We start from the raw sequence: 446 nt of genomic DNA on the forward strand, positions 1-446 counted from the left end.
TAAGCGCGGCCATGCGGCGGGGCGTGCGCGGGGTATGGCGCCGGGGCGGCTGTTCACCCTGGAAAATCACCCGGTGGGCAGCCAGAACCGCGAGTACCTGATCGTCGCCACCGACTATCAGTTCAGCGACAATGACTACGAGTCCAACTCCAGCTCCGACAGCCACGTGCTGCGCATCAAGCTGGAAACCCACCCGTCCGACCTGCCGTTCCGGCCCGAGCGGATCACCCCCAAGCCGCAGACCATGGGGCCGGACACCGCGGTGGTCACCGGTCCCAAGGGGCAGGAGATCTACACCGACGAATTCGGCCGGGTGAAGGTGTCCTTCCCGTGGAACCGCTACTGCAGCAAGGACGAGAACAGCTCCTGCTGGATCCGGGTTTCCCACCCGTGGGCGGGTTCGGGCTTCGGCGGCGTGCACATCCCGCGGATCGGCCAGGAAGTGT

General features: G+C 66.4%; 1 protein-coding gene. It reads left to right on the plus strand.

The window, feature by feature from the left end:
- A partial coding sequence (tssI, locus tag OGL92_RS22080) for a type VI secretion system tip protein TssI/VgrG (protein ID WP_263148033.1) occupies nucleotides 1-446 on the plus strand: 446 nt, incomplete at both ends.

The organism is Pseudomonas sp. RIT-PI-AD (assembly GCF_025642785.1).
Taxonomy (GTDB): domain Bacteria; phylum Pseudomonadota; class Gammaproteobacteria; order Pseudomonadales; family Pseudomonadaceae; genus Pseudomonas_T.